At 70.4% G+C, this 18206-nt stretch carries 15 protein-coding genes; 8 read left to right on the plus strand and 7 right to left on the minus strand.

What is annotated here, in order from left to right:
* Nucleotides 1–97: 97 nt before the first annotated feature.
* Together V1457_RS20200 and V1457_RS20205 are read right to left on the minus strand one after the other, a co-directional pair.
* The gene (locus tag V1457_RS20200) at nt 98–1798 is read right to left on the minus strand and encodes a thiamine pyrophosphate-binding protein (protein WP_338596096.1); all 1701 of its coding nucleotides are present in this window, start codon (nt 1796–1798) and stop codon (nt 98–100) included.
* Nucleotides 1799–2184: 386 nt separating this feature from the next.
* On the minus strand, nt 2185–2898 hold the full coding sequence (locus tag V1457_RS20205; RefSeq protein ID WP_200070657.1) for a GntR family transcriptional regulator: 714 nt from the start codon (nt 2896–2898) through the stop codon (nt 2185–2187).
* 315 nt (nt 2899–3213) lie between these two features.
* Between V1457_RS20205 and V1457_RS20210 the strand changes: the two genes are divergently transcribed.
* Nucleotides 3214–4020, plus strand: a complete 807-nt coding sequence (locus V1457_RS20210) for a hypothetical protein (protein WP_338596098.1) — start codon at nt 3214–3216, stop codon at nt 4018–4020.
* Here V1457_RS20210 and V1457_RS20215 read toward each other — a convergent pair.
* Nucleotides 4001–4828 carry a TIGR03620 family F420-dependent LLM class oxidoreductase gene (locus tag V1457_RS20215; RefSeq protein ID WP_338596099.1) on the minus strand — a complete coding sequence of 276 codons (828 nt, stop codon included), beginning with the start codon at nt 4826–4828 and terminating at the stop codon, nt 4001–4003. The two genes, V1457_RS20210 and V1457_RS20215, sit on opposite strands and share 20 nt — an antisense overlap.
* A gap of 188 nt (nt 4829–5016) precedes the next feature.
* On the opposite strand from V1457_RS20215, the gene V1457_RS20220 reads away from it, so the two are divergent.
* Together V1457_RS20220 and V1457_RS20225 are read left to right on the plus strand one after the other, a co-directional pair.
* Nucleotides 5017–6879, plus strand: coding sequence for a cellulase family glycosylhydrolase (locus tag V1457_RS20220; RefSeq protein WP_338596100.1), 1863 nt, complete (start codon nt 5017–5019; stop codon nt 6877–6879).
* A gap of 44 nt (nt 6880–6923) precedes the next feature.
* On the plus strand, nt 6924–7898 hold the full coding sequence (locus V1457_RS20225) for a PHP domain-containing protein (RefSeq protein WP_338596101.1): 975 nt from the start codon (nt 6924–6926) through the stop codon (nt 7896–7898).
* Between the two features lie 104 nt (nt 7899–8002).
* Here V1457_RS20225 and V1457_RS20230 read toward each other — a convergent pair whose 3' ends face one another.
* Nucleotides 8003–8782 carry a class III extradiol ring-cleavage dioxygenase gene (locus V1457_RS20230; RefSeq protein ID WP_338596102.1) on the minus strand — a complete coding sequence of 260 codons (780 nt, stop codon included), beginning with the start codon at nt 8780–8782 and terminating at the stop codon, nt 8003–8005.
* Between the two features lie 114 nt (nt 8783–8896).
* Here V1457_RS20230 and V1457_RS20235 point away from each other — a divergent pair, with 114 nt between their 5' ends.
* Nucleotides 8897–9388: a MarR family winged helix-turn-helix transcriptional regulator gene (locus tag V1457_RS20235; protein ID WP_295145196.1), complete on the plus strand. Its 492-nt coding sequence runs from the start codon at nt 8897–8899 to the stop codon at nt 9386–9388.
* Nucleotides 9389–9606: 218 nt separating this feature from the next.
* On the opposite strand, the gene V1457_RS20240 is transcribed toward V1457_RS20235, so the two are convergent.
* Nucleotides 9607–11526 (minus strand): ABC transporter ATP-binding protein, encoded by a 1920-nt coding sequence (locus tag V1457_RS20240; RefSeq protein ID WP_407074703.1) that lies wholly within the window; start codon nt 11524–11526, stop codon nt 9607–9609.
* A 291-nt stretch (nt 11527–11817) separates the two neighbouring features.
* Between V1457_RS20240 and V1457_RS20245 the strand changes: the two genes are divergently transcribed.
* Complete coding sequence (locus tag V1457_RS20245; protein ID WP_338596103.1) at nt 11818–13293, plus strand: APC family permease; 1476 nt, start codon at nt 11818–11820, stop codon at nt 13291–13293.
* Between the two features lie 39 nt (nt 13294–13332).
* On the opposite strand, the gene V1457_RS20250 is transcribed toward V1457_RS20245, so the two are convergent.
* Both V1457_RS20250 and V1457_RS20255 read right to left on the minus strand, forming a co-directional pair.
* Nucleotides 13333–13560, minus strand: coding sequence for a hypothetical protein (locus tag V1457_RS20250; RefSeq protein WP_200070648.1), 228 nt, complete (start codon nt 13558–13560; stop codon nt 13333–13335).
* 220 nt (nt 13561–13780) lie between these two features.
* Entirely contained in the window at nt 13781–14521 is a 741-nt protein-coding gene (locus V1457_RS20255; RefSeq protein WP_200070647.1) for an IclR family transcriptional regulator, read from the minus strand.
* 112 nt (nt 14522–14633) lie between these two features.
* Between V1457_RS20255 and V1457_RS20260 the strand changes: the two genes are divergently transcribed.
* Genes V1457_RS20260 through manD form a run of 3 tightly spaced genes read left to right on the plus strand, consistent with a single transcriptional unit; the run spans nt 14634 to nt 18204 of the window.
* The gene (locus V1457_RS20260; protein WP_200070646.1) at nt 14634–15962 is read left to right on the plus strand and encodes an MFS transporter; all 1329 of its coding nucleotides are present in this window, start codon (nt 14634–14636) and stop codon (nt 15960–15962) included.
* Nucleotides 15959–16993 (plus strand): alcohol dehydrogenase catalytic domain-containing protein, encoded by a 1035-nt coding sequence (locus V1457_RS20265; RefSeq protein ID WP_338596105.1) that lies wholly within the window; start codon nt 15959–15961, stop codon nt 16991–16993. Before V1457_RS20260 ends, V1457_RS20265 begins: the two co-directional genes overlap by 4 nt.
* Nucleotides 16990–18204 (plus strand): D-mannonate dehydratase ManD, encoded by a 1215-nt coding sequence (gene manD, locus V1457_RS20270; RefSeq protein ID WP_200070644.1) that lies wholly within the window; start codon nt 16990–16992, stop codon nt 18202–18204. Before V1457_RS20265 ends, manD begins: the two co-directional genes overlap by 4 nt.
* Nucleotides 18205–18206 lie beyond the last annotated feature (2 nt).

Genomic DNA, 18206 nt, shown 5'->3' on the forward strand with positions numbered 1-18206 from the left:
ATAGCGCGTTCGGCGGCTGCTGCGCAGCGGTTCCGCTCGTGGAACTTCTGCGGCTCGGCGCGCTGCGCGATCGGCGCGCCCCCTGCGCAGGCAGCCGCTACTTGTACATCGTCTGGTTCATCGTTCCCGGCGCGTAGACGTCCGGGTCGATCCACACGTTGATCAGCGACGGCTTGCCGGAGTCGCGGGCGCGCCGCAGCGCGGGGCCGATCTGGTCCGGCTCGCGGACCTCTTCGCCGTGTCCGCCGAGCATTCTCGCGAACTCGCTGAAGGGCACGTCGCCGAGCGTGTTGCCGATCCGGTCCCGTTCGGCGCCGTACTTCTGCGCCTGCCCGTAGCGGATCTGGTTCATGGACGAGTTGTTTCCGATGATGCCGACGAACGGCAGCCCGAACCGCACCATCGTCTCGAAATCCCATCCGGTGAGGCTGAACGCGCCGTCCCCGAACAAGCACACCACTTCCTTGTCCGGGCGGGCGTGCTTGGCGGCCATCGCGAACGGCACCCCGACGCCGAGCGTGCCGAGCGGGCCCGGGTCCATCCAGTGCCCCGGCGACTTGGGCTGGACCACCTGCCCGGAGAAGGTGACGATGTCGCCACCGTCGCCGATGTAGATCGAGTCCGCGGTGAGGAATTCGTTGATCTCGTGCACCAGCCGGTACGGATCGATGGGGGATGCGGTGGACAGCTGGCGCGGCAATCGCTTGTCGTAGGCGGCCTGCTCGACTTCGCGCAGCTCGCGCAACCATTCCTTGCGCGCGCTGCTGCCGTTGTCGATGCGGCCGGTGGCGGCTTGCGCGACGGCGGACAGCACCGCATCCGCATCGCCGACGATGCCCAGGTCGACGTCCCGGTTGCGGCCCACCGTCCGGTAATCCAGGTCGATCTGCACGACGGTCGCCTGCTGCGACAACCGCCGTCCGTAACCCATCCGGAAGTCGAACGGGGTGCCGACGATGACGATCAGGTCCGCGTTGGCGAAGGCGTGCCTGCGGGCGAGCTGGAAGTGCAGCGGGTCGTCCGGGGCGAGGGTGCCGCGGCCGGCGCCGTTCATGAACGCGGGCACGTCTAGCGACCGCACCAGTTCCACCGCCGAGTCGGTGGCCCGGCAGGTCCAGACCTGGTTGCCCAGCAGGATGCACGGTTTTTCCGCGTGTGTCAGCAGATCCGCCAGCCGCTCGATCGACTCCGGGTCTCCTGCCGAGCGGGTGGAGGCGCGGTAGCGGGCCGGCACCCGGGCGGACTCGACCGGCACGCTGGCGTCGAGCACGTCGCGGGGGATCTCCAGGAACGACGGTCCGGGGGCGCCGTGGTGCGACTCGCGGAACGCCATCGAGACCATGTCGGCGGCCCGTTCGGTGCGCGGCACGGTCGCGGCGAACTTGGTGATCGGCGACATCATGTCCACGTGCGGGAGGTCCTGCAGCGAGCCCATCTTGTGCTGCGAAAGCGCGCCTTGGCCGCCGATCAGCAGCATCGGGCTCTCCGCGCGGAACGCGTTCGCCACGCCGGTCACCGCATCGGTGGTGCCGGGGCCTGCGGTGACCACGGCGCAGCCGGGGCGTCCGGTGATCCGGGCGTAGCCGTCAGCTGCGTGTGCGGCCACCTGCTCGTGGCGCACGTCCAGGACGTCGATGCCTTCGTCGGCGCAGCCGTCGTAGATGTCGATGATGTGCCCGCCGCACAGGGTGAAAACGGTGTCCACGCCTTCGGCGCGCAGTGCTTTGGCGACCAGGTGGCCGCCGGAGATCGTGCGGTGCTCGTCGGGTAACGGAGGGTTGGAAGCGGAGTCGGCCATCGCTGTTCTCCTCCCCGCGCGCCCTGCGGTGCGGAGCCGGTCGGCACGCGGACTCGTAAGCGCAGCTCCATACTGCATACCGTATGAGGTAGCAGTACTCCTGAGTCCGCATGCTGTCCAGAGCCGGCCCGGGCATTACCCCTCGATGGCGGTGTCCCGGCCCCCGGCGAGCGCAAGATCCACATTGGCGCAGCGCGGATTTCCGCTCAGTGAACGGAAAAGCTGGATCGGTCGCGCGACGGCGAGACCCTGGGTGCGGCAGAACCCGTTGTGCAGCAACGAAACCCAAAAACAGTCAATTCGGACAAACGGCTCCACAATGCAGTCGGCGCGCGCTCCGCTTGCCGCGCGCAGGAACTCGCGTGCCCGGTGGAGCCGCGCGCCGATCAGGACTTCTTGCGCCGCCGCTTGGGAGTTCCGTCCTGCTCGCCGTGGCCGAGGTAGGTCAGGCGGGTGTGCTCGGTGTGCTCGCGCATCAACCGCTCCGCGCGTTTGCCGTCGCCCCGCTCGATCGCGTCGATCAGCGCGGCGTGCTCCTGCCAGGACTGCTCACCCCGCGAGCGCGCGACCGGAGTGTGGTACCAGCGCACTCGGCGAGCGACCTGGCCGGCGAGTTCTTGCAGCACGCGGTTCTCGGAAAGCTGCGTGATCCGGGCGTGCAGCCGGGCGTTGGTGGCGACGACGGTGTCGATGTCGTCGGAGTCCAGCGCGCGCACGCCCTCGTCGTGGATCTCCCGCAGCGCGGCCACACCGTCCGCGGTGCGGTTGGCGGCTGCCAGCTTCGCGGACTCGGCTTCCAGCAGGGTGCGCACGCTCAGCAGCTGGTCGGCCTCCTCGTCGGTGGGGGAGTGCACGAACGCGCCGTAGCCCGGCCGCAGGTCGACCCACTCCTCCTTCTGCAGCGATTGCAGCGCTTCCCGGACCGGCTGGCGGGACACCCCGAGCAGTTCGGCGAGTTCCTTCTCCACCAGGTGCCTGCCCGGTTCGAGCTCGCCGGTGACGATCATCTCCAGGATCGCCTCGTACACGGTCTCGCGCAGCGGCACCGGTCGCGCCACCTGGCGCCCGGAGTTCGCGGCGGATGTGGAGGGCTCGGACATGACGGCTCCGCGCTCCGGAACGCCCGGCGTTCCGGCAGGTCAGGGACAGATCATCGGCAGCATACAGTATCCGGAAGACCGTCCGGCGCGGTTTCGGTTCGCGCGCCGGTGCACGCGACGCCGGTCGCCCCGGGTGCGACTGCTCTACTGTGGACGGTCCGGGTGTCGTCGGCGGGAGCCGTCCTAGGCCGATCGGCTGGATCACCGCCGGGTGGCTGGACTCGGCTCTCCCGCGGGATTACAACCGGATGCTGAGTTCCGGCACGACCGCGCCGCCCGCGCGGCCGAATCGGCGCGAAGCTCCCGGAGGCGACGATGGATCCGGCCATTCCACTGCGGGTCGCGCTGTCCGCACTCGCACTGCTCGCATTCGCCGGCGATGTCCTGATCGGACCGGGACCGCGCGGCGCGCGGTGGTTCCCCGGGCACGTGTTGTGCGGGGTCGCCCTCGCGCTGATCTTCGCGATGAGCGGGGGAGCGGGACAGAGCGCGGAGTTCGCCCTCGGCTGGGTGGTCGGCTGGTCGGTGTGCCTGGACCTGGTGATCGCACTGGCCGCGCTGTCCAGGGCGGTGGTCGTACCCCATGCCGCAACGGTCGCCGTCGGCGCCGCGTTGCTCACGCGCTCGGTGCTGTCGTTCACCGAGCCGGGCGCGGCCGGGCGAGCGGCCGCGGTGATCTTGGGTGTCGCGCTCGTCGGGGCGGGCGGCTGGTGGGCGCACCGCCGCGAGCGTCCACCGTTCCCAGCCGTCCCCGCACCGGTGCGCAACGGATTGCTGTTCGGTGCCGCGGCTACCGGAGTCCTGTTCGCCTGCAGCGCAGCCACGGTTCCAGGTGCGCAACAGCCCGCCGCGTTCGCTGCGAGCCTGCTGGCGCTGCTCGGCGCGCCTCGGGTGTTCGGCTTGGTCGATCGTGCGGTCGCGCGGGCGACTCGACCGCAGGTCGCGTTATCGGTGCTGCTGGCCTTCGCGGGCGTCAAGACCGGACTCAGCGCGCTTGTCGGTGCGAACTCCGGGGAAACGCTCGCGCTGGCACTCGGATCTTTCGGCGTCCTGGCCGCGGTGATCGCGCTCAGCGCGGTGACCGCGGTGCCGAGCCCGGACGTCAGCGGAGCTCGGGACTGATCAGGACCTCGGCGAGCCGGCGCCATTGCCTGAGCGGCGCGCGTCCGTCCGCCTCGGTCGCAAGCACGGTCACCGCGACCTGATCGGCCCCGGCGTCGAGGTGTTGTCCCACCCGTACGGCGATGCTGTCGGGGTCGCCCCAGCTCACCAACGCGTCCACGATCCGATCCGATCCCGTTCCGTCCTCCTCGGTGAACCCCATCCGGTGGAAATGCGCCCGATAACCGGTGACTCCGGCCAATTGGTCGAGCAGCCAACGTCCCGCCGCACGCGCGCGGGCAGCATCGGTATCGACGACCACTGGATGCTGCACCACCAGGGTCGGTTGCGGCCCCAAGCGTGCACGTGCCCGGGCGGTGTATTCCGGTGTGGCCAGCAGCGGGAAAGCGCCGGCGGTGCGCTCACCGGCGAGCGTGAGCATCCGGGGTCCGAGTGCTGCCAGGAGACATCTGTCGGCGGGCACGGCCGGTCCGATGCGGTTCAGGTAATCGCTCAACGTCTGCCGAGGGTTCGGCCCGTGCGCCCCGCCGAGACCGACGAGGAATCGGCCCGGGTGATCCGCCTCGATCTCGGTGTAGGCCGTGGCCACGGAATCCGAGGAGAACACGTCGACCGGAATGATCCCCGTCCCGACGGGCACGTGCCGTGTGGCCCGCAAGGTCGCGGCGACGCGGCTCAAGTCGTCGAGCCGGCCACCGGATATCCAGATCGCGGCATAGCCCAGTTGTTCCAATTCGGGCGCCGCTGCCAGCGATTCCCGCCAATCCCCGAAGCTCAACGTGACTCCGATCCGGCCTCGCAGCGTCATCCCGGCTCCCGATCCCGTCCCCGTGGCGTGGCTTTCCGCTACCGGAGGTTGCTATTTCGACCGCGGTCGAGGTCAATCGGTGCGGCGGGATGATGAACGATTGCGACATTGCGCCGAACGAGTGAAACGTAAACGGCGTTCACGTTTGCTGTTGTCCGTGGCGTGCCCGGGTTCGTAGCTTGTCGCGCATGATCCGCTTCTTCGGCGCCGGGCTCGCCCTGCTGCTCGTCCCGCTGTCCCTGGTCCCCGCCGAGCCCGCGGCGGCGGCGAGCGAGCCCTGGTTCGACGATGCGGCGAGCCGCTCGCTCGACCTCGCCGGTTCCGGCGCCGGAGTGTCCTATCGGGACGGTCACGGCCGGGAGGTGGTGTTGCGCGGCTTCAACGTCTCCGGCGAGGTGAAGCTGGGCGAGAACGGCAACCTGCCGTTCGCCACGACCGCCGAAGCCCGCGAATCCGCCGCCGCGATGCGGGAATCCACCGGTGCGAACACCGTGCGGTTCCTGCTGTCCTGGGAGCGGGTGCAGCCCGCGCCGGACCGGATCGACCGGGAGTACCTGCGGCGCGTGACCGAGCAGATGGCCGCGTTCGCCGACGCCGGATTCTGGGTGCTGCCGGACTACCACCAGGACCTGTACTCGCGGCACCTGTTCCGCCCGGACAGCTGGTACACCGGCGACGGAGCGCCGCGCTGGGTGGTCGAAGGCGGTGACTACCCGCCGGAGAATTGCGGGGTCTGCTTCCACTGGGGACAGAACATGATGAACAACGAGGCGGTCAAGCAGGCGAAGGCCGATTTCTGGAACAACCGGCGGATTCCGACCGCGGCCGGTGAGGTCGGCATCCAGGACGCCTTCCTGGCGCAGGCCGAAGCCGCGCTCGGCTACTTCGCCGAACACCTCGCTCCGGCGCAGTTCCAGCGGATGATCGGCTTCGACCCGTTCAACGAGCCGTCGGCGGGCGACTACGACGAGGGCCAGGACGGTGCGAGCTGGGAACGTGCCGAACTCTGGCCGTTCTTCGAACGGTTCCGGTCCGTCATGGACAGGGCCGGCTGGCGGGACAAGCCCGCTTACGTCGAACCCACGGTGTTCTGGAACAACAACGTGCCGCTCGTGCGGGAACCGGGCGGCTTCCCCGAATTAGACCACCTCGGCGACCGCTTCGTGTTCAACGCGCACTTCTACCACGCGCTCGCGCAGTCCGGGCTCTACGGCAAGGCGAAGGACGGTGAGAACGTCGCCGATTTCGCCCAGATCCGCGCTCGTGCGGCCGAACTCGGCACGACCGGATTCGTCTCCGAGTTCGGCCATCCACTCGGCGGGTCCACAGCGGACAAATATCCGACCGTGCTGAAGGGCCTGTACCAGGCCATGGATTCCCGGTTGTCCGGAGCGGACTGGTGGCGCGGCGCGGCGCACTCCGGCTCGGTGCTGTCCGGAACCCAGTGGCAGTGGGACATCTACCACGATCGGCACCACGAGCCGATGAACGGAAACCCGGACAAGGTCGAGACCGAAGGTGACGCCTGGAACGACGAGGATCATTCCGTGGTGAGCCGTGACGAGACCGGAAAGCTCCGGCTGCGCGCGGACCCGCGCGTGCTGGACCGGTTGTATCCGCGCGCGGTCGACGGCGAGACCGCGGCGTTCACCTACGAGGACCGATCCCGCGACGGCGACAAGACGTTGACGTGGAACCAGATTCCCGCCGACCTGCCCGCCGTGCGGGAACTCGTCGGCGAAGGCCAGTACGGTGTCCTCGCGTGGCGCGAAGGCGCATCGGACGCGCCCACCGAGCTGCACTTGCCGGAAACCTTCGGCGACACCAATACCACGGTCGTCTCCGACATCGGCACCGTGCACGGGACCCCGGATTACGAGCCAGGAAAAGCGATTTCCTCCACAAAGGACTCAAGGCTCGTGCTCGACGTTGCGGGCGAACCCGGCGCGATGCACTACGCGCTCGTCGCCAACGGTCCGGAGTCCCCGTCGCCGCAACAGCTGTCCGCTGCCCAGGCCGAATTGAACCGGTGGTCGAGCTCGCTGCGGTGACGCCCGGACGTGCGCGCCGACGCGCACGGGGTTACCAACGCTGCATGGACTCTGCGCGGGCTTTGCGGGAGATCGCGTTCTGGTTGGAACGCGCGGGCGAACCGACCTACCGGGTGCGGGCGTTCCGGCGGGCGGCGCAGGTCGCGGACTCGCACGACGACCTCGCCGACCGCGCCGCGGCCGGGCGGCTGACCGACCTGGCGGGCATCGGCAAGACCACCGCGCGCGTGATCGAGCAGGCCGAGCGCGGCGCGACACCGGACTACCTGGCCCGGCTTCGGGAAGAAGGCGCGGAGCGGGCCGGGCCGTTGCGCGCGGCGTTGCGCGGTGACTGCCACACCCACTCCGACTGGTCCGACGGCGGCAGCCCGATCGAGGAAATGGCCGCCACGGCGCGGGAACTCGGGCACGAGTGGATGGTGCTGACCGATCACTCACCGCGGCTGACCGTGGCGCGGGGGCTCAGCACCGAGCGGCTGCACCACCAGCTCGAACTGGTCGCCGAGCTCAACGCGGCGATGCGGCCGTTCCGCGTGCTGACCGGCATCGAGGTGGACATCCTCGACGACGGCTCGCTGGACCAGGACCCCGAGGTGCTGGCCGGGCTCGACTTCGTGGTGGCCAGCGTGCATTCCAAGCTGCGGATGGATTCGGCGGCGATGACCCGGCGGATGCTGGCGGCGGTGGCGAACCCGCGGGTCGACGTGCTCGGGCACTGCACCGGGCGGTTGCGGTCGAGCCGCCCGCCGTCCGAGTTCGACGCCGACGAGGTGTTCGCGGCCTGCCGGGAGCACGGCGTCGCGGTCGAGATCAACTCGCGTCCCGAGCGGCTGGATCCGCCGCGGGCGCTGCTGCGGCGCGCGTTCGAGCTGGGGTGCGAGTTCGCCATCGATTCCGACGCGCACGCCCCCGGCCAGCTCGCCTGGCAGTCCCACGGCTGCGCGCGGGCCGAGGAATGCGGCATCCCGCCGCAGCGGGTGATCAACACACGCGGCGCAGAGATGCTGCTCAGCCGCTGAGCGGTGTCGGCACTGCGGCCCGAGGACGCGGCAGGACCCCGCTGCCATCCCGGCACGCCGCGGTAGGGACCGCGTGCGACCGGCCGGCCGAGAGTCGCAGCCGCTCACCCCACCTGGAACGATCGCTTCGCCAGCCCCATCCAGTAGCCGTCGATGAGCTGGTCCGGCGCAGTTCCCGGGTCGCGTGCCGCGCCGAGGGTGACGAACATCGGCGCGAAGTGCTCGGCCGTCGGGTGCGCGTAAGGCATCCCGGGCGCGCGATCGGCGTAGGCGGCGAGTTCGTCCACGTCTCCGCGCCCCAGCGCTTCCCCTGTCCACGCGTCGAACTCGCGGGACCAGCCGGGAGCCGCGGCGTTCGGGCGCATGTCGCTGAGGAACGGCAGGCCGTGCGTGGTGAAACCGGAGCCGATGATCAACACGCCTTCGTCGCGCAACGGCCGCAGCCGCCGCCCGAGCTGCAGCAACCGCTCCGGGTTCAACGTCGGCATCGACACCTGCAGCACCGGCACGTCCGCGTCCGGGTACATCACGGTCAACGGCACGTAGGCACCGTGGTCGAGCCCGCGGTCCGGCTGGTGGGCCACCGGTTCGTCGTCCGGCATCAGCGCGGCGACCTTCGCGGCCAGCTCAGGAGCACCAGGACTCGGGTAGACGGTTTCGTAGTAGCGCGGCGCGAAACCCCAGAAGTCGTAGGTCAGCGGCACGCCGTCCGCGGTCGCACCGAGCGTGCAAGGCGCGGATTCCCAGTGCGCCGAGACCACCAGAATCGCCTTCGGCCGCGGCAGGTTCCCCGCCCATTCCGCGAGCTGGCCGGTCCACAGCGCGTCGTCGACCAGCGGTGGCGCTCCGTGGCTGAGGTAGATCGCGGGCATCGACTGCGGCATCGCCGGCCTCCACTTGATTGAAGCTTCAATTAACAGCGTAGGCCGTGGCAGGAACGGGTTCAAGGCGCCCCGGCGATCGGCGAGGGGGCGCAGGACGGCGGTTAGACTCGCCGGATGGACGAGCTGCAGCGGTCGAGCGACCCCCCGTGGTTGAGCGACGACGAGCAGCACGCCTGGCGCAAGCTCGCGATGCTCATGACGCTGCTGCCCGCCGCGCTGGACACCCAGTTGCAGCGGGACTCGGACCTGACCCACTTCGGTTACTGGGTGCTGGCGATGCTGTCCGAACGCCCGGACCGCACGCTGCGGATGAGCGATCTCGCCGCGCAGGCCGCCGCTTCGCCGTCCCGCGTCTCGCACGTGGTGGCGCGGCTGGAGAACAACGGGTGGGTGCGGCGCGCCAGGTCCACTTGCGACGGTCGCAGCAACCTCGCCGAACTCACCGAAGCCGGATACCGCAAGGTCGTCGAATCCGCTCCCGGCCACGTGGAACGAGTCCGGTCGCTGGTGTTCGACGCCCTCACCGGCACCCAGGTCCAGCAACTCGGCGAGATCTGCGGTGCCATGCTCCGCCGCATCGACCCGGACGGACGGCTCGGTACGTAGCCGGTTCACCACGGGTGAACGGACCGTTGGTCCGACTGGATCGGTCGAACAGTCCGTTCGCTCGGAACGGGAGGCCCGTCCTGCGCTTCGCTCCCCGGCGCCGGATCGGCTTGTCGGCCGCATCGCCGGGGAGCGCTATGCGCGTCAGGCGTGACCGTTCCCTGTTCCACCAACAGTGAACGGACCGTTCGTCCGACCAGATTGGTTCAACAGGCCGTTCACTCGGAAACGAGGCTCGGGAGGTGGCCGTTGCCGGCCGGTGCGGCGGTTTCCTGCTGGGCGAACTGGGTGCGGTAAAGCTCCGAGTAGAGCCCGCCGCGGGCGAGCAGGTCGGCGTGCGTGCCCTGTTCGGCGATGTGGCCGCCGGAGATCACCAGGATCTTGTCCGCTTCCCGGATGGTCGCCAGCCGGTGCGCGATGACCAGCGCCGTCCGCCCCGACAGCGCGGTGGACAGCGCTTGCTGCACCGCGGCCTCCGACTCCGAGTCCAGGTGCGCGGTCGCCTCGTCCAGCACCACCACCGGCGGAGCCTTCAGCAGCAGCCGGGCGATGGCCAGCCGCTGCTTCTCCCCGCCGGAGAGCCGGTAGCCGCGGTCGCCGACGACGGTGTCCAAGCCCTCCGGCAGTTCGTCGATCAGCTCGTGCAGCTGGGCGGTGCGCAGCGCCTCGAACAGCTCGTCGTCGGAAGCACCGGGCCGGGCGTAGGCGAGGTTGGCGCGGATCGAATCGTGGAACAGGTGCGGGTCTTGCGTGACGACGCCGACCGTCGCGTACAGCGATTTCAGCGTCACGTCCCGCACGTCGTGCCCGGCCACCCGCACGGTTCCGGAGTCGACGTCGTAGAGCCGTCCCGCGAGGTTGGTGAGCGTGGTCTTGCCCGCGCCGGAATGCCCGACCAGCGCGACGGTCTGCCCGGGTTCGGCCCGGAAGCTGATGTCGCGCAGCACCTCGTGCGCCGGTGCCTGCTCGCTGCGGGCGACCGACTCCAGCGAGGCCAGCGAGATCTCGCTGGAGGCCGGGTAGCGGAACGACACGTGCTCGAACTCGACGTCGGCGCTGCCGGAGCCGACCTGCAGGCGCACGGCGTCCGGCTTCTCCTCGATCATCGGCTTGAGGTCGAGCACCTCGAAGACCCGGTCGAAGCTCACCAGCGCCGTCATCACGTCCACGTGCACGTTCGACAGCGCGGTCAACGGCCCGTACAGGCGGCTCAGCAGGGTCGCCAGCGCCACCAGCGTGCCCAGCTGGAACGCCCCGGATATCACCAGCGAACCGCCGAGCCCGTAGACCACGGCCGTGGCCAGCGCCGCCAGCAGCGTCAGCGCCACGAAGAACACCCTGCTGTACATCGCCGATACGACGCCCAGGTCGCGCACCCGCGCCGCGCGCGAGGAGAACATGCCCGCCTCGTCCTCGGTGCGGCCGTAGAGCTTCGCCAGCATCGCGCCGCCGACCCCGAAGCGTTCGGTCATCAGCGAGCTCAGCTGCGCGTCGGTCTTCATCTGCTCGCGGGTGACGGTCTGCAGCTTGCGGCCGACCCAGCGCACCGGCAGCAGGAACAGCGGCAGCAGCGCCAGCGCGATCAGCGTGATCTGCCAGGACAGCGTGAACATCGTGGCCAGCACCAGCACCAGGCTCAGCACGTTCGACACCACCGAGGACAGCGTGCTGGTCAGCGCCCGCTGCGCCCCGATCACGTCGCTGTTGAGCCTGCTGACCAGCGAACCGGTCTGCGCGCGCACGAAGAACGCCACCGGCATCCGCTGCACGTGGTCGAACACCTCGGACCGCAGGTCGTAGATGAGCCCTTCGCCCAGCTTCGCCGAGTACCAGCGCTGCGCCAGCGACAGCACCGCCTCCAGCACCGCGACCAGCGCGACCAGCCCGGCGAGCCATGCCACCACGCGCAGGTTCCGCGGCACGATGCCGTTGTCGATGATCGCCTTGAACAGCAGCGGCGTCACGATCCCGATCACCGCGGACGCGGCGACCAGCAGCAGGAACGGGACGATGTCGCGGGCGTAGGGGCGGGCGTAACGGGTGATCCGCCGCGCGAGGCCGGGGGCCAGGCGTTGCCGGGTCACCGACTGGTCACCGGCGAAGGAGCGCATCGTCTCCCAGCTGACGCCAGAGGTCATCGTGGTGGTCCTCTCGTGTCGAGTTCGTCCGCGCCCGCCCGGTTCGGGTCGGCCGGGTCGCGGAGCAGCCGCGCGGTGGTGTCGCGCGCCGAAGCCGATGCTGCGACTTCGGGTTAACTCGAAGTCAAACACGAACGAAGCGGCCGGTGTTCCCTTCGGAAGTCGACCGCTCGGCCGCCAAGATCGCGCTTCTGGAGGATCTTCCCGCGGCCCGCGAGCCGTTACCTTGTCCGGCGGTGCATGAGGCGCTCGCGCAGATGGCGTCTTCGGCCGCGACGATCCGGGGTGGAGATGTCGTCGAACGGGAGCGCGGAGACCGGTTCGCTGGCCGGGTCCCGGCTGGGCGTGCCCGCGATCGTGTTCTTCACCGTGGCCGCCGCGGCGCCGGAAACGGTCGTCGCCGGGGGAGCGGTCAGCGGTTTCGCCGTCTCCGGGGTCAACGGCATCCCCGTCGGCTACCTGGCGATCGCGCTGGTGCTGGGCTTGTTCGCGATCGGTTACGTGACGATGGCCCGCCAGGTCGAGAACGCGGGCGCCTTCTACGCCTACATCGCCAAGGGCCTCGGCCGGGTTTCCGGCACCGCTGCGGGCGGGGTGGCGTTGCTGGCCTACAACGTGCTCCAGGTCAGCCTCCTCGGCGGTTTCGGAGTGGGCGCCGCCGACCTGGTCCGCGGGCTCGGCGGCGGCGCCCACCCCTGGTGGCTCTACGCCGGGATCGGGCTGGCCGGCGTGGCGGTGCTGGGCGTGCTGCGCATCGACATCAACGGGCGGGTGCTCGGCGTGCTGCTGGCCGCCGAGGTGCTGGTGATCCTGGTCTACGACGCAGCGTTCGTGGCCCGGCCCGCCGCCGCGGGCGTCGTTGCGGACACGCTGAACCCGGCGCAACTGCTGACCGGCACCGCCGGGGTGATCCTGGTGATCGCCTTCACCGGGTTCATCGGGTTCGAGAATTCCACCGTGCTGACCGAGGAAGCGCGGGGCAGGCGCACCGTGGTGATCGCGACTTACTCGTCGCTGGTGCTGATCGGTGCGCTCTACGGGTTCTCCACCTGGGCGATGACCGTGGCGACCGGGCCGGAGCGGGTCGTTGCGCGGGCCGAGGAGCACTCCACCGAGCTGCTGTTCGTGCTCGCCGCCGAACGGCTGCCCGCCGCGGTGGTCACGATCGGCTCCGCGCTGTACGTCACGAGCCTGTTCGCGGCGATGCTCTCGTTCCACCACGTCTGCGCCCGCTACTTCTTCGCGCTGGGGCGGGAAGGCGTCGGGCCGCGCTGGTGGGCGCGCACCAGCCCGCGCACCTCGGCGCCGACCGCCGGGTCGGCGACGCAGAGCGCGATCGCGCTGCTGTTCGTGGTGGTCTTCGCGATCGGCGGGTGGGATCCGATCGTCTACCTGTTCTTCTGGGGCGCCTCGGTCGGAGCGCTCGGCGTGCTGCTGCTGGTGACCGCGACCTCGCTGGCCGTGGTCGGCTACTTCCTGCGCAACGGCCCGGGCGGGCACAGCAGGTGGCGCACCTTGTTCGCGCCCGCGGCGGCGGTGGTGCTGCTCGGGCTGATCCTGGTGCTGACGCTGAGCTCGTTCGGCACCGTGCTGGGAGTCGCGCCCGGCGATCCGGCGGCCTGGGCGCTGCCGCTGCTGTACCTGGTGGTCGCGCTCGGCGGTGGCGCGTGGGGCATTTGGTTGCGCCGCAGCCGTCCCCGGACTTACGCCCGGATCGGGATGGGTGCGCACCCGGGGTCGGTCGACGATCGGAAGCAGCGGGTCTGAAAGCGGCCCACCGCCCGGTGAAGCCAGTCCGGGAGGACGCTAGGTCTGCGACTGCGCGCCCACGTAGTCGAACTCCCAGGTGTCGGCTCGGCCCGGCTCGGCGCGTTCGTAGATCAACAGCGGCGGAGCGGCCGCCGCGCGCGGCGGCTCCGGGCCGCGGACGGGCACGGTGATGCGCGGAACGGGATGCCCGGACGTGTCGGCGGGGACGGTGATCTCGCGGCCGTCCTCCGGTCCGCCGCGCAGCCGGACGCGAATCTGATCCACTGGTGGGTCTCCCTTCGCCGGTTCGCGGGGTCGGACTCCGCGGGCCGCCGTCCGGTTCCGTCGCTCACCGGATCGAGTGGTGCGCCACGAACCGGTTCCGTCGCTGCTGGCGTGGTGTCCAGGAAGGACGGTGGAAGGAGGCGCCCGCTGGGAGCACGCTGCTCGCAGACTCGATCACCGAGCGTACTCCCGGCGGATCACCGCCGAGCGGCGTTCGGCCTCACGTGTAGTGCGGAGCCAGCAGCCCGGCGGTTTCGATCAGCCGGGCGGAGTGCGCCAGCAGCTCGTCGCGGCTGAGCTGGAACGTGATCGTCGAGATGCTCACCCCGCCCACCGGACGTCCGGTGCCGTCCAGCAGCGGCGCGGCCAGGCACCGGATGGTCTCCTCGTTCTCCTCGTCGTCGATCGCGCAGCCCGCGGCGCGGATCCGCTCGAGTTCGCCTTCCAGTTCCGCGGTGCCGGTGATGGTGCGGTCGGTCTGCGCGGGCAGTCCGGCGGCCAGCGCGGCGGAACGCTCCTCGGCGGGCAGGTTCGCCAGGATCGCCTTGCCGATCGCGGTGCAGTGCAGCGGCAGCACGCCACCGATCCGCGAAGCCATCCGGTACGGCCCGGCGCTGTCCACCTTGCGCACGTAGATCGCGTGGTCGCCGCTGAGCAGCGCGACGTGCACGGTCTGGCCCACTTCGGCCTGGAACCGCTCCAGCAGCGTCTCGCCGCCGGAGCCCGCGGCCGCGGAGATCGTCGCCGACATCGCGTAGGCGCGCGGCCCGAGCGAGTAGCCGCCGTCGCCGTCGCTGACCGCGTAGCCGGCCGCGGTCAGCCCGCTCAGCAGCCGGTGCGTGCTGGGTTTGGCGATGCCGGTGGCCTTGGCGATCTCGCCGAGCCGGTGCGGGCCGCCCGGGTCGGCGACCGCTTCCAGGACGCGCAGCGTGCGCAGCGCGCTGCCTTCCGAGGCGCTCATCGTCCCCGCTCCCCCCGCTTCATTGCTTCCGGCCCGGTCCCGATCTACGCTACCGTTCGCTCTAACAAAACGGTATTCCGTATTTCGGAACGTGGTGGCTCAAGGAGGAGCGATGACCACGCAGACCCCGCCGGAACGCCCGGCGCGTCCGCGAGGCCGGGCGAACAACCTGCGCTGGGGCATGGCGCTGCTGTGCTTCGTCGGGTTGTCGGTGAACTACATCGACCGCTCCGCGCTTTCCGTGGCGCTGCCTTCGATGAACCACGACCTCGGCTTCGACCCGAGCGTGCAGGGCCTGATCCTGGGCACGTTCTTCCTCGCCTACGCGGTGTTCCAGCTGCCCGCGGGCGTGCTGATCGACCGGATCGGGGTGAAGAAGTCCTTCGCGCTGGGCGCGCTGGTGTGGGGCCTGGCCACGATGCTCACCGGGTTGGTGACCGGGCTGATCGCGTTGCTGGCGTTCCGGTTCCTGCTCGGCGTCGGCGAATCCACCGGCTACCCGGGCTCGGCGAAGGTCGTCTCGCGCTGGTTCCCGCGCCACGAGCGGGCTTTCGCGAACAGCATCTGGGACAACGGCGCCCGCGCGGGCACCGCGATCGCGCTGCCGGTGGTGACCGCGATCATCGCCTGGGAGGGCTGGCGCGCGGCCTTCCTGGTCGTCGGCGTGCTCGCGCTGCTGTGGGTGGCGTGGTGGTGGTTCGCCTACCGCGAGCCGGAGGAGCATCCGAAGGTCACCGAGCAGGAACTCGCCTACATCGACGAAGGCGGCGCGCGGGGGGAGTCCACATCGGACGAAAGCCCGAAGGTGCGCTGGCGGGACCTGTTCCGCTACCGCACGGTGTGGGCGATGATGCTCGGCTTCTTCTGCCTGAACTACATCATCTACTTCTTCATCACCTGGTTCCCCAGCTACCTGGTGCAGGCGCGCGGGTTCGACCTGCTGGAGCTGGGCACGGTCGGCGCGCTGCCCGGCATCGTGGCGATCGGCGGCAGCCTGCTCGGCGGCTGGGTGTCCGACTCGCTGGTGCGGCGCGGGTGGAGCCTGACGCGGGCGCGCAAGATCTGCCTGATTCCGGGAATGCTGCTGAGCTCGGTGATCGCGCTCGCGGTGGTCGTGCCGAACGCGGCGAGCGCGGTGGTGCTGCTGTCGATCTCCTACGCCAGCCTGTCGTTCAGCGCCGCCTCGGTGGCTTCGCTGCCCGCCGACGTCGCCCCGCAGCCCGGGCAGGTCTCCTCGCTGGCGGGTATCCAGAACTGCGCGTCGAACCTCGCCGGGTTCATCGGGCCGATCGTCACCGGTGTGCTGCAGACCGTCAGCGGCGGGTCGTTCGTGGCGCCGCTGGTGCTTTCCGGCGCGCTCGGGCTGCTCGGCGCGTTCTCCTACGGGGTGCTGATCAAGCGGGTCGAGCCGCTGCCGGTGCGGGAACCAGTGGCGGCATGAGTCGAGGAGGAACGTTGGAACGGGCCGCGGTGCTGCACGCGCCGGAGGACGTGCGCGTGCAAGAGGTCGAGCCGGAGCCGTTGCGCCCCGGCGCGGTGCGGATCGCGGTGGCCGCGACCGGCTTGTGCGGCAGCGACCTGCACTACTACGCCGACGGCCGGAACGGGCCGAACGTGCTGCGCACGCCGACGGTGCTCGGGCACGAGTCGGCCGGGTCGATCACCGAGATCGGCGACGGCGTGGACCCGGACCTGCTCGGCCGTCTCGTGGCAGCCGAGCCGGCGCGGCCATGCCGTCGCTGCGAAACCTGCGCCTCCGGCCGGTACAACCTCTGCCCGGCCGGGCGCTGCTTCGGCTCGCCGCCCACGCACGGCACGATCCGTTCCAGCGTGGTCGTGGATGCGGAGCTGGCCCACGCGGTGCCGCAGAACGTCGATCCCGCCGAAGCCGCGCTGGTCGAGCCGCTGGCCGTGGCGTGCTGGGCCGCGCGCCGTGCCGGCATCGTCAGTGGATCGTCGGTGCTGGTCACCGGCGCCGGGCCGATCGGGCAGCTGGCGGTGGCCGCGGCTCGTGCGGCGGGTGCGGCGCGGATCGTGCTCACCGACGTGGACCCGCGGCGGCTGGCGTCGGCCGCCGGTGCCGGGGCGGATGAGGTGCTCGACACCAGCGCCGATCAGCTGCCGACCGGCTTCGATCACCAACTCGAGTGCTCCGGCGCGCCGGAGGCGTTGGCGCCGGCCGCGCTCGTGCCGGGTGGTGTGCTGGCGCTGGTCGGCGTGCCCGCGGGTCGCGCGCCGTCGCCGGAATTGCTCGCCGCCGCGCAGCGCTGGGAGATCGACGTGCGCGGCTGCTTCCGCTACGGGCCGGGCGCGTTCCGGGCCGCTGTCGGCATGGTCCGCGCCGGCCGGGTCGACCTCGCCCGGATGGTCACGGGCCGGTTCCCGCTGGAGCAGACCGGGGTGGCGTTGCACACCGCGCTCACCGACCGCGACCACCTGAAGATCGCCGTACTGTCCGAGGAGGACGCATGAGGATCACCGCCGCCGATGTCATCGTGACCTGCCCGGGGCGCAACTACGTCACGCTGAAGATCACTACCGCGGACGGGGTCACCGGGCTCGGCGACGCCACCCTCAACGGCCGCGAGCTGGCCGTGGCCGCGTACCTGCGCGAGCACGTCTGTCCACTGTTGATCGGACGGGATGCCGGGCACATCAACGACATCTGGCAGTACCTGTACAGGGGTGCGTACTGGCGTCGCGGGCCGGTGACGATGACCTCGATCGCGGCCGTGGACTGCGCGCTGTGGGACATCCTGGGCAAGGAGACCGGAAAACCGGTGCACCAGCTGCTCGGCGGAGCCGCCCGCGACGGCGTCACGATCTACGGCCACGCCAGCGGACGGAGCATCGACGAACTCCTCGACGACGTGGCGACGTTCCACGAGCGCGGCTACAAGGCGATCCGGGTGCAAGCGGCGATCCCCGGACTGGACAGCACCTACGGGCTGCACCACCCGGGAACCGGTGAGACGTACGAACCGGCCGACGCCGCGATGCCGTCCGACAACGTCTGGCACACACCGGCCTATTTGGACTTCGCGCCGGAGATGATGCGGGCGGTGCGGGAACGCTTCGGATACGACTTCCACCTGCTGCACGACGTGCACCACCGGCTCTCGCCGCTGGAGGCGGCGCAACTGGGCAAGTCGTTGGAGCCGTACCGGATGTTCTGGATCGAGGACCCGACTCCGGCCGAGGACCAGGAGGCGTTCCGCACGATCCGGCAGCACACCACCACGCCGATCGCGGTCGGCGAGGTGTTCAATTCCATCTGGGACTGCCAGCACCTGATCACCGAGCGGCTGATCGACTACATCCGCGCATCGGTCTCGCACGCCGGTGGGATCACGCACCTGCGCAGGATTTTCGACCTGGCGGCGCTGTACGGGGTGCGCACCGGTTCGCACGGTGCCGGAGACCTCTCGCCGGTGTCGTTCGCCGCCGCGCTGCACCTCGACCTGACGGTGCCGAACTTCGGAATTCAGGAGTACATGGGTCATCTCGACCCGGCCGGTGAGGTGTTCAAGACGAACTACTCCTTCGAGGACGGGCTCATGCACCCTGGTACGGCGCCCGGTCTCGGCGTGGAGATCGACGAGGAGGCGGCCGCGAAATACCCTTACGAGCCGAAGTACCTGCCGGTGAACCGGTTGCGCGACGGCTCGATGCACGACTGGTGACC

The organism is Saccharopolyspora sp. SCSIO 74807, assembly GCF_037023755.1.
Classification (GTDB): Bacteria; Actinomycetota; Actinomycetes; order Mycobacteriales; family Pseudonocardiaceae; genus Saccharopolyspora_C; species Saccharopolyspora_C galaxeae.